This window comes from Microcystis aeruginosa LEGE 91341 (assembly GCF_015206885.1).
Classification (GTDB): domain Bacteria; phylum Cyanobacteriota; class Cyanobacteriia; order Cyanobacteriales; family Microcystaceae; genus Microcystis; species Microcystis aeruginosa_H.
Genome location: NZ_JADEXY010000051.1, coordinates 17,001 through 29,421, shown reverse-complemented (window position 1 = coordinate 29,421; position 12,421 = coordinate 17,001). Strand labels below are relative to the sequence as shown.

General features: G+C 40.3%; 5 protein-coding genes and 1 pseudogene. 4 read left to right on the top strand and 2 right to left on the bottom strand.

Annotation, left to right across the window (positions count from 1 at the left end):
- The 4 genes and pseudogenes from IQ234_RS09915 to IQ234_RS09900 all read left to right on the top strand — a co-directional run.
- The coding region (locus tag IQ234_RS09915; RefSeq protein ID WP_193956971.1) for a hypothetical protein at nucleotides 1–598 on the top strand (598 nt) is incomplete at its 5' end.
- 5 nt (nucleotides 599–603) lie between these two features.
- The gene (locus IQ234_RS09910; RefSeq protein ID WP_193956970.1) at nucleotides 604–876 is read left to right on the top strand and encodes a hypothetical protein; all 273 of its coding nucleotides are present in this window, start codon (nucleotides 604–606) and stop codon (nucleotides 874–876) included.
- Nucleotides 877–1,289: 413 nt separating this feature from the next.
- Entirely contained in the window at nucleotides 1,290–2,033 is a 744-nt protein-coding gene (locus IQ234_RS09905) for a DUF1995 family protein (RefSeq protein ID WP_193956969.1), read from the top strand.
- Between the two features lie 414 nt (nucleotides 2,034–2,447).
- Nucleotides 2,448–2,759: pseudogene (locus IQ234_RS09900) on the top strand (hypothetical protein); the annotation flags it as partial.
- Nucleotides 2,760–2,878: 119 nt separating this feature from the next.
- Here IQ234_RS09900 and IQ234_RS09895 read toward each other — a convergent pair.
- Together IQ234_RS09895 and IQ234_RS09890 are read right to left on the bottom strand one after the other, a co-directional pair.
- The gene (locus IQ234_RS09895) at nucleotides 2,879–4,879 is read right to left on the bottom strand and encodes an ABC transporter ATP-binding protein/permease (RefSeq protein WP_193956968.1); all 2,001 of its coding nucleotides are present in this window, start codon (nucleotides 4,877–4,879) and stop codon (nucleotides 2,879–2,881) included.
- Between the two features lie 62 nt (nucleotides 4,880–4,941).
- Nucleotides 4,942–12,420 (bottom strand): non-ribosomal peptide synthetase, encoded by a 7,479-nt coding sequence (locus tag IQ234_RS09890; protein ID WP_193956967.1) that lies wholly within the window; start codon nucleotides 12,418–12,420, stop codon nucleotides 4,942–4,944.
- Between the last annotated feature and the right edge of the window lies 1 nt (nucleotide 12,421).

The following is a 12,421-nucleotide window of genomic DNA, read 5'->3' as shown; positions in this document are numbered from 1 at the left end:
CTCTCCTAGTCCCCCGGCTGCCCAACCACCCGCCTTTAGCGGTGCTGTGCAACCGGCTACCCAACCAGCCACCCCAAGGGTACCTGGATTGATTCCCGCCACCGATCCCGACCAAAAACGGGCAGAAATTAATCGCGGTCGCAGGGATCCCTTTGCCCCCTTTCCCCTACAACCAAATATTACAATCACAGTGGCAGAAGAACCCCCAGCTGGGACTTCATCGGCTACCACAGCCGGACCCGCAGCAATGGGCAATCCTCCCACCTCCGGACGACCGATAGTGAAAACGCCGCCGCCACCACCGCAACCAACGGAAGCGGAAGAAGTGCAAGTATCGGGCATCGTCCAGTTACCTACCACTCCTATGGCGATCGTGAAAGCCCCCGGAGAAGCCACAGAACGTCGAGTTATCCCCGGTTCTACCCTCTCTAATGGTTTAATTTTAGTTAAAGCGATCGATACTAATCCCGATAACCCCTCTATTGTCCTAGAACAATACGGTCGAACTATTACCCGTCGTTTAGGGGATGGTGTCCCCGAACCCGCCGCCGCACCGCAGGCCTCGATCAGTTATAATATTCCCGAATCAGGAGAATAAAACCCGTGCGATCGATTGCTATTCAACAAAAACAAACCATTATTTATCCCCAAATGTCCTTGGCTATCTATCGAGAATTAGCCAGCCATTTACAACAGGTTCAGGGTGTGGAAACCCATCTCACTCCCCAGCAGTTCCAACAATTCGATTATCACCAAAGTCAGATCGGCAGTCTAGAAATTAACTATACCGAGACTTTTCAGGAAAGCGATCGCGCTCTGGTCACGACAATTCTCGATTATTATGCCCAACGTCACGGCTCCTATCAGCTTTCCTAAGCTTTCTCTCCTCACCTTTTCCCCGATTACCGACTTTCTTCTTAAAAACTAAAAGTATTTTATAGCGGTAAGCGCTTGAGTGAGATACAAACCAAGCTTTGCCTAGCATGGTTTATAGCTCGTGACACTGTACCTCATACGACTGCACACCGCTATATAGGATTTATCTTAATGCTGGAGATGATGCCAAATCCTGTCACACTTCATCTATTAAGGGTAGGGTTGATTCATGAATCAACCCTACTATAAATCAACCCTACCTTTTATAAAAATTAAAATCTTTCTGATTTTAAGCCACCGACGACAAGAGGTAATCACTGATAACTGATAACCGATAACTGCTCACTGATAACTGCTCACTGATAACTGATAACTGCTCACTGATAACTGATAACTGATAACTGATAACTGAAATGACCCTACCCAATTCCCTAGAAGAAACAATCCTGCAAGCGAAAGCCGCCACCCAACTGGCTCTAGAATCGGGAGCTAGACGCATACAAGTGGAATTAGTTATCCCAGAAATTGCTCTGCAAGCGCAAGCTTTAGCCCTTGATTTTACCTCTATTTTTGACAGTTATGGTTCTGGTTTAAGGGTAATTTTTCCCGATACTGGGGCCGCCATGTTAGCTCGACGGGATTGGGGAGAAACAGTTTTTCAATTGGGAGATTTAGGTAGTCGTTTCATTCCCGTCGAAAACAAAATTAAGCCCGAAGATGAAGCTTTTTTAGTTGTTTGTCCCTCCTCAGTTGAGATTAATTCCGTAGAAAAACTCTGTAACCTGGCCGAAGATCGCCCCGTAGTTCTTCTAATTCCTCAATTGGAAGATGTATCGGTAGTGGGTATCGGTTACGCAGCCCGACAATTGCGAGAAAGATTTTTAAGTATCCTAGAAAGTTGTTATTATTTTCGTCCCTTGGAATCAGCGATCGTTTATCGTTCCTATCCTTCTTTGTGGCAAGTTTGGCTCGAAAAAGAAGACGGTTACGAGTTAATTTCTGAACAATCCACTAAACCCATGGGCGAAGCGTTAGAAAATCTGATTCTGAAAGCTTCTAGTAATAATCCTAATGATGATTCTAATCCTGCTAACAAAGCCAAAAAGTCGGGTTTATTTGCCACTATGGGACGCTTCTTAAAAGCATTGCAACAGTGACATAATCCCCCCGTCAAGCTAGGCTGTGAGGGGGGATTATTTCCCCATTGCTGTTAGAAATTCTTGGCTTCCACAGATTGACCTCGATTGCAACTTTCGTTCTTCTATTTTAACCGATCATTTGGCAATGCTATAATAAAATTATACCATTTTTCTTTATTTGTAGCAGGCATAACTGGGTGCATCTTCTATTGGTGATTTTCTCTCACCTATTGGTGAGCAGCAGAAGTTGTTCAAAGAGGGCGAATGCAATTCGCCCCTACAATAATATGATGGTGCCAATGGTAGGGGCGCACTGCGTGCGCCCGAAATATCTAGATATTTAGACAAAATTGAGATCACTAGGCATAACCATCTCTGTCATTACTTTTGAAAAATGGTATTAATCGGTAGTTTCCCTAGAGGTAAACTTTTATGATCGTCAATAAGCGAGAACTCAAGCAAACCTTAAATCGGGTGTACTTGAAAATCAAGCCTGATACTGAAACAATTCAGGTTTTTCAAGCTAATTTGACGCGCTTGTTGGAGCAATGTGACAGCAAAAAGTCTGAAGAGTTTAATAAAAATTTGCTGATAGATTTTTTGAAAAATACCTATTATACTGATCGCTATTTTATCAATACAAAAGAGCGCATCGATCTGGTGATTCATAATAACCAGGATGTTAAAAGTCCAGTGGGGGTCATTTTTGAGACGAAGAAACCTACTCGGACAATAAATAGTGATCAGCAAACCTGATCGATCGGAGGGCGCAAGTTCCTTGCACCCCTACAGTAACGGATTTTGTCCACAATGTAGGGGCGAACTGCGTCCGTCCAAAAGGTACATTATCAAAGCGCAAGTCCCTAAGTTCTGAGCCACTTTAATATCTGAGGATTTTTGTCATAAAGGTAGGTAAAACCATCTTTGGCTGTAATCACCTTCCCTCGACTGGCTTTACTCCGAATGCTAGAGATTGATAGGTCTGTTAATAGTTTCATTTCCTGATGGGAAAATCCTTCAAGAGAATAGACTATTTCTGGTTCTGATCCATTATTGATGGTAATATCGGGTGTTGAATTGTTATTAGGGGCATCCGTAAACATTGCTCGCGCTTTTTTAAGGCGATAATCTTGAACACTTAAGAGTTCCCAACTAGAGTCAGCAGAAAGTTCTAAAACCCATTGATGGTAATTAAACAGACTTTCTCGATGACCCACACTAATAAAAGTTGTCTTGCGAGTTTGTAATTGCTCGTATAAAATGCCCTCATTTGTTAAATCTAAGGCACTGGTCGCCTCATCTAAAATGGTAAAACTGGGAGAATTCACTAACAATCGAGCAAAGGCTAGGCGTTGTTGTTCACCGAGGGAGAGAATGTTTTCCCAGGGTTTTTCGGAGTCAAAGTCATCCACCCGATTTAGCACATTTTGCAAATTGACTTGTTGTAATACTGCTTGAAGTTCGGTGTTGCTCATCTCACGATTGGTTAGAGGATACAGCAATTGTTCCCGTAAGGTTCCCAAAATAATGTAGGGACGTTGGGGCAAAAAGAGAATTTCTTCTAGGGGAGGACGCACTAAACGCCCAGTGCCAGCATTCCATAAACCAGCGATCGCCCTTAATAAAGAACTTTTACCTCGACCACTGGGCCCGACAATCAATAATCCTTCACCTTTTTGAACAGTAAGAGATAAATCCTCAACAATCACTTTTTCATAGTCAGGGGTTTCTAGGGTGACGTGTTCAAAGGCAAAATGATTTTCTTCTATGGTTGTAATTGTGCTGACATTCTCGGCTTGTTTAGTCACAGTTTCTAAGGCATTAGAAAATTCATTTAAACGTTCTACATAACTCGAAAAACGTCCTGATGTGCCAAATTCTGTAATTAATTCTCCCAGGGCCGATGCAAACATATAACTAGCTAATGAAGCTTGCTCAACTTGCCCATAATCAATTTCTCCTTTAATATACAAAGGGCCAAGGACTAAAAAAGGAAAAAACTGAATGACGGAACGATAACCCCTACTAAAAATTTCATTCCCTTTTTCCCAGTTAATTTTATTTTTCGTATCATTGATAACTTCCTGAAAACGCCGCTTAATAATATTTTGTTCCTCTTTTTCTCCCCGAAAAAAAGCAATGGATTCCGCATGAGTCCGAACATGGGTTAAGGCATAGTTATAATCTGCTTTTGATTGTAGTTGTGCCTGATTGATCTTGCTTAATTCTTGATTGAGATAGGCGGCAATAAAATTACCGATAATCGTGTAAAACAGTAGCGGAATAGCAATCTGTCGAGAAATTGACCAAACTACCACTAAAAAAGTTAGCATTTCCAGACTTTTTTCTAAAAAAGTGGCCGAAAAACTAATAGCATTTGTGGCGATCGGTTCAATTTCCTGGGCTAGACGTTGATCGGGGTTATCAATGTCAGATTGAAAGTTAATTTTATAATAGGCACGATTACTAAAATATTTCTCTAAAATCTGGGTGTTTAACCATTGATACCAATCTAGGGCAATTTTTTTGCGAATATCTTTAGTGAACCCTGCCAGCAGCGTTACACAGATTAATCCGATCGCATAGACAGTTAATGTACTGGCAAATTGAGACGCATCTTTTTCTTGAATAATGACATCAATTAAACGACGATTAACAAAACTGTTAAAAGCCGTGACGGCGACTAATCCCACAATCAAAAAGATCAGCAGTGATAGCATTCCCCAGGAACGAATAACCTCAGAAAAGCTTCTTTTATTTGATACAGTGGGATACCAATAGGGTTGGGCGATCGCCTTTACATCCCTTAAAAATTGGTTAAAGGAAGCAAGGGCATTGGGATTAGAAGCTGTTTGGGTTGTCATACTTGTCCTCTGACAGGTGAACGATCATTCATTTTAAACAATAATCAGGCTTTTTGAAAGTTTTAGGCTAGGTAGCTATTGAGTTTTTCAGCGAGGATTGGATTTTTAATTAAACTATAGTGATCGCCGCTAATCCATTGAGATTGCAAGTCATTGATTACTTGATGCCAACCAGGATTTTTAATAGAACTGTCTTCCGCTCCCAAGAAAACACTTCTACCCAGATACGTCTTGGGAGAATAGCCGCTCAAAGCTTGGTGATTAATCTGGAAAACTTTAAACCAGTTTTTAATCTGCTGCTTCCCAAAATCTGACGGCAAAAGATTCGTCTCTTGACTCCAAGTAATAAACTTGTCTAGTAATTCGTCTGATGTAAAATGGGCAAGTTCACTCCCAGAGAAAGAGATTTCTTGATTAAATATACTTGCTAAATCGCTGATGAAGGAATAGGCAATATTGAGATCTTCATTAAATTCTTCTGGCAGGGAATTAGCAGAATTTTTCTCCCTATTAACTGAATTAAGTAAACTGGGGGAATAACTATCTATTAAAGCCAGTAAAGCAACGTTTTGACCTTTTGCCAATAATTGTTGGGCGATTTCAAAGGCAATTACTCCTCCCATTGACCAACCTCCTAAATAGTAGGGACCAGAGGCTTGAACCGTTTGTATTGCTTCAACATAAATCATTGCCATTTCTTCAATAGAGGCTACAGTTTTTTCTACTTGATTTAGCCCTAATGATTGTAATCCATAAAACGGCTGTTTCGTTCCTAAATTATGAGCTAAATTGGCATAACACAGCACATTACCACCAATAGGATGAACAGCAAAAAAGGGAGTTTTATCACCTTGAGACTGGATAGCAATCAACGGTGAAGAGACTAGCTGAGTTGTTTCTTGCGCTAGTAATTGAGCTAGACCTGCTATGGTTCCATTTTGAAAAAGACTGGTTAATGGTAAGCTTTTGCTTAACCTTTGTTCAATACGATTGATCAGACTGACTGCTAACAAAGAATGACCGCCTAATTCAAAGAAGTTTTCCTGAATACCAATATCATTAATGCCTAAAATTTCTGACCAGATTTGAGCTAATTGTAATTCCACTAAATTACGCGGGCCAATTTTAGGGATATTTTTTCTGGTTTGATCATCAGGAATAGGTAAGGAACGGCGATCGCATTTGCCACTGGAGGTTAGGGGTAAATCATCTAAAATAACAAAGGTATTGGGAACAAGATAGGCGGGTAATTGATTAGCTAAGAATTGACGCAATTCGCTAGTAGTTATCTGGGAGTCGGAAGTAAGAACCACATAGGCAACTAAACGTTTATCACCAGGAGTATCTTCGCGGACAATCACCGCCGTATTTTGAACATCGGGACATTGACTCAGAACCGCTTCAATTTCTCCTAACTCAATGCGAAAACCGCGAATTTTTACCTGATTATCTATACGCCCCAGATACTCAATATTGCCATCAGGTAAATAACGAGCTAAATCTCCCGTTTTATACAATTTGGATGGTTGCTCTACCCCCTTTTTAAAAGTTTCGTAGCTCTTATTTCCCCCCTTTTTAAAAGTTTTGTAGCTCTCATCTCCCCCCTTATCAAGGGGGGTTAGGGGGGGATCAAAAGGATTAGGAATAAACCTTTCTGCCGTTAATTCAGGACGATTTAAATAGCCCCTTGCTACCCCAACTCCACCAATGTATAACTCTCCTGACACGCCCACTGGCACTGGCTGTAAAAAGGCATCTAAAATATAAATTTGGACATTGGCAATCGCCTTACCAATCGTCACCTTTAAATCATCTGGGCTACATTGTCCAATCGTGGCACAAACACTTGCTTCCGTTGGACCATAGGCATTAAAAAAGTTTCTTCCCACTGACCATTGTTTCACTAAATCGAGAGGACAAGCTTCACCCGCCACAATTAAAGTTTGTAAGTTTGGTAACGATTCCTTGGGTAAAACCGCTAAAGCGGAAGGTGGCAAAGTTACATGAGTAATCCCATTTTTTCGTAAGTTATTAATTAAAGGCTGCCCTGGCAACAAAGCATCTTTTTTAGCAAGATAAAGAGTCGCTCCAGAACCAAAAGTCATCAAAATTTCTGAAATACAAGCATCAAAACTAAAAGAAGCAAATTGCAGAACACGGCTGTTATGGTTGACTGCAAAAGATTGAATTTGAGCAAGAGCTAAATTAACTAAACCTTTATGTTCAACCATTACCCCTTTAGGCTTACCCGTAGAGCCAGAGGTGTAAATCACATTCGCTAAATTAGAAGTAATTAATTTATTTTGGAGATTATCTTGAGGATATTGAGAAATCTGCTCTTGGATGCGATCTAAACAAATCAAAGTTGCTTGAAAAGGAGGCAATTTTTCTAATAAAGAACTGTGGGTAATCAACAAAGGAATTTGACTGTCTTCTAACATGAACTGAAGACGTTCAGTAGGATAGTCGGGAGCAAGCGGGAGATAAGCGCCACCGGCCTTGAGAATGGCTAATAAGCCGATAATCATTTCCAAAGAGCGTTCTAGGGAAATGCCGACTAAGACCTCTGGCCCGACTCCTAAAGTTTGTAAATAATGAGCTAACTGATTCGCTCGACAATTTAATTCACTGTAGGTTAATGATTGTTCCTCAAATACCACCGCAATCGCATCGGGAGTCCGTTTAACTTGTGCTTCAAATAATTGATGAATGCACTGCTCTTGAGGATAATCAAATTGAACACCCTGATTTTTAATCAATAATTGCAGTTTTTCCTCTTCTGTTAGTAAAGACAATCGTAAAACTGATTCTGTAGGATTAGCAACAATATCTTCTAACAAGGTGACAAAATGTCCATTCATTCGCTCAATAGTTGAGCAGTTAAATAGATCAGTATTATATTCCCAAACCCCAATCAATCCTTCCTCTAGATTCTCCATTGATAAGGCTAAATCAAATTTAGCAGTCTTATTTTCCATCGGTAGAGAACAAACCTTGACATTTGTAAGTTCTAGATCAGCCACTGGTGTATTCTGCAAAACAAACATGACCTGAAATAAAGGAGTATGACTAATATCTCGTTGAGGTTGTAGTGCTTCTACTAACATTTCAAAAGGTAAATCTTGATGGGCGTAGGCCGCTAAAGAAATCTCTCTAACATGGGTTAGCAAATTTTGAAAACTTAAATCATTATCTAAATTTAATCTCAGAACTAAGGTATTAACAAAAAAGCCGATTAATCCCTCAATTTCCTTACGATTACGGTTAGCAATAGGAGAACCAACTAAAATATCTGTTTGTCCTGTATAACGGTAAAGTAAGGTAGCAAAAGCAGCCAGGAGAGTCATAAATAAAGTTACTCCATGCTTCTGACTCAGTTGATTTAATCTTTGACTTAATGACTGAGAAAGCCTGAATTCATGATGAGAACCCATAAAACTTTGGATTGCGGGTCTAGGTCTATCGGTCGGTAAAGGTAAAAAAGCAGCAGCATTGGCTAATTGTTTGCGCCAATAATTCAATTGATTACTTAAGATTTCGCCTTGTAACCAATTCCGTTGCCAGACCGCAAAATCAGCATATTGTATTTTAATAGGCGTTAAAGATGAGGGTAAACCCTGATTATAGGCAGCGTAAAGATGGGTTAATTCTTGAAAAAATACTCCAATTGACCAGCCATCACTAACAATATGGTGCATGGTCACGAGTAGATGGTATTCTAGTGGCGATCGCACGAATAAAGTAGCACGAAATAAGCAATCTTGAGCAAGATTAAAGGGCTTTTCAGCTTCCGCAATTTCTAAAGATTGAGTGTCGGTCAAATTTTGACAATCAACAACAGACAATCGCCAATTAATAGCAGGGTGAATAACTTGAGTGGCTTGACCATTAACCGTTATAAAATTTGTGCGTAAAGCTTCGTGACGGTTAATAATTTCTTTTAAGCTTTTCTCTAAGGCAGTAATATTTAATTTTCCTTCTAGTCTTAAGGCTCCTCCCATATGATAAAAGGCGCTGTTAGGTTCTAATTGATCCAGAAACCATAAACGTTGTTGAGCAAAAGATAACGGGAGGTTAGCATTGTCGTTTCTAGTTAGAATAGGGGGAACTGGAATAGCTTGCTGAGATTGCTCAATTTTTAGGGACAATTCAGCAATAGTCGGGTCAGTAAAGAGACTACGCAAAGGTAATTCGACGTGAAAAGTTTCACGAAGGCGAGAGAATACCTGGGTAGCCAAAAGGGAATGACCTCCCAACTCAAAGAAATTATCCTCTCTACCGACTCGTTCTACCCTAAGAATTTGTTCCCATATTTGAGCAAGAATTTCTTCAGTGGGAGATTGAGGAGCAATATAGTATTCCGATAACCCTTGAGTTTCAGGAATAGGTAAGGAACGGCGATCGCATTTGCCACTGGGAGTTAGGGGCAAATCATCTAAAATAACAAAGGTATTGGGAACAAGATAGGCGGGTAATTGATTAGCTAAAAATTGACGCAATTCACCATTCGTCATCTGGGAGTCGGAAGTAAGAACCACATAGGCAACTAAGCGTTTATCGCCTGGAGTATCTTCGCGGACAATCACCGCCGTATTTTGAACATCGGGACATTGACTTAGAACGGCTTCAATTTCTCCTAACTCAATGCGAAAACCTCGAAGTTTTACCTGATTGTCAATGCGTCCTAAATATTCAATATTGCCATCGGGTAAATAACGGGCTAAATCTCCCGTTTTATACAATTTTGATGGTTGCTCTACCCCCTTATCAAGGGAGGTTCGGGGGGGATCAAAAGGATTAGGAATAAACCTTTCCGCCGTTAATTCAGGACGATTTAAATAGCCCCTTGCCACCCCAACTCCACCAATGTATAACTCTCCTGACACTCCTACAGGTACTGGTTGTAAAAAGGCATCCAAAATATAAATTTGGACATTAGAGATCGCCCGACCAATGGGAGGAAGAAGCGGCCAATTTTCTACTGGATTTGTCAGGGTAAAACTGGTAACAACATGACTTTCTGACGGCCCATAATGATTGTGTAAAGTACAATTTTCTAAGCCTCTAAACCAAGCGGCGATCGCTGGTGTAATTTGTAATTGTTCTCCTGCTGTAATTACTTCCCTTAAACTGCTTACCCAAAATTTACGACTGACGCTAACTTCTGCTAATTGCTGTAGAGCAACGAAGGGTAAAAATAGCCTTTCAATTGCTTGCTTTTCCAGAAAATCTAATAAGGCGGAAGTATCTCGTCTTAGTTCTTCTGTTATTAAAACTAATCTTCCTCCAGCAGACAAAGTGGCGAAAATTTCTTGAAAGGAAACATCAAAACTAATTGGTGCAAATTGTAGCGTTTTAGCCTGATTAGTCAGGGTCGTATTTTGCAATTGCCAAAGAATCAAATTGCACAAGGCTAGTTGACCCATCATCACCCCTTTAGGCTGTCCTGTCGAACCGGAAGTATAGATAACATAACCCAGATTATGGGGCTGTACCTCAAGATTCAAATTCTCCCTACTGAACTCAGCGATAGTGGGCCAGTCCCTGTCTAAATAAACTCGTTTTGTTTGATATTCAGGCAGTTTTTCTACAAGTTTCTCTTGACTTAATAGCACAGAAATTTGAGCATCTTTTACCATAAAACTTAAACGTTCCATCGGATATTCGGGGTCAAGCGGTAAATAGGCTGCTCCCGCTTTCAGAATGCCTAAAATTCCTATTACCATTTCTAAGGAACGCTCGACGCATAAACCAACTAGACAATCAGCTTTTACTCCTAAAGAACGCAAATAATGAGCCAACTGATTAGCTTGCTCATTCAGTTCTGTATAGGTTAATTGTTGATCTGCAAAGATTACTGCTACAGAATCAGGGGTTAATGATACTTGTTCTTCAACTAACTGATAGATAGATAATGGGGGTTTATTTGAAATTAAATATTCTGCTAAATAGTCAGCATGAGTGGCATTCCAAGATGATAATAAATGAGTTTCCGCCATTGTTAACAATGGTAATTGTTTAACCTTGGTTTGAGGATTGGCAATAATTTCCTTGATTAAATTGTGAAAATTTTGCCCCATTCTCTGAATAGTAGTCGCATCAAATAAGTTGCTACTATAGAGCCAAATCCCCTCTAAACCTTCTGGGTTTTCCCAATAGTGGACTTCTAGATCAAATCTGACAGTTTCTTCCACTGACAAGGATAAATTTTCAATACTTAAACCCGAAAGATTCCAAGCATCTTGAGAGGTATTTTGTAGGGCAAACATTACCTGTACTAAAGGATTTCTGCTCAAATCACGGTCAAGTTGTAGCTTTTCTACTAACATCTCGAAGGGAAGGTCTTGGTGAGCATAACCCTCTAAAGTTGTCTGTTTGACTTGTTCTAATAATTCTAAAAAACTGGGATTTTCTGATAAGTTGATTCTTAATGCCAAAGTGTTAGCAAAAAAGCCAATTAAAGGTTCGATCGCTGCTTGATTACGGTTAGCGATCGGAGAACCTACTAGCAGATCGGATTGACCACTATAACGAGATAGCAAAACGCCGAAACCTGCCAACAACGTCATAAAGAGGGTTGCAACCTGATCTTGACCTAATTTTTTGAGAGATTGAGTGACATTTTTATCCAGTTGAAAACGCTCAACTCCTCCCTGAAAAGTTTGTATCGCTGGGCGAGGTCTATCCGTTGGCAAAGTAAGAACAGGAGGGACTGTTGCTAACTGTTCTTGCCAATATTTGAGTTGTTTATCTAAGACCTCACCTGAGAGATATTGACGTTGCCAAACCGCAAAATCTGCATACTGAATAGACAGCGCAGGTAGAGGATTGCTTAAGTTGTTGAGAAAGGCTTCGTATAAAGCCGATAATTCCCGAATCAAAATGCCAAAAGACCAGCCATCATAGATAATATGGTGCATTTTCAACAGTAGCACCGACTTCTGGGGACTTAATAGCAATAACTTAAACTGAATCAGTGGCCCCACCGTTAAATCAAAAGCTTTTCCTGCTTCTAATTCTGCTATTTGTCGAATTTTAGCTGATTGTTCCTTGGGGGATAAATCTTGATAATTATCGACATTTAAGCAAAAAGAACCAGGAGGTAGAATCTTCTGAATAGGTTCCCCTGAAACAGTGGGGAATGTTGTCCTAAAAATTTCATGGCGGTTAATTAATTCTCCCAAACTTTGCTCTAGCACAGTCAGATTAAGATTTCCCTCAATTTGCAATATTTCCAGGGTATTGTAGGAACGACTATCAGGAGAAAGATAATGTAAAAACCATAAACGTTGTTGAGCAAAAGAGAGAGGTAAATGACCATCCCTAGCGACAGGTTGAATGGGCAAATAATCGGTACTTTTAGACTGTTTAGCCCGTTGTAAAAACTGTAGTAGTTCGGGTTTGCGATCGCTAATTTCTTGACGGAGGGTAGGAGTCAAAATTCCTTCGGGAGCCTGACAGCGTAGGCGATTTTCATCGGCTTCTAAAGTAATGCCTAAATCCCGTAGATAGCAGACAAATTCAACAATCGTTTTCGTCATA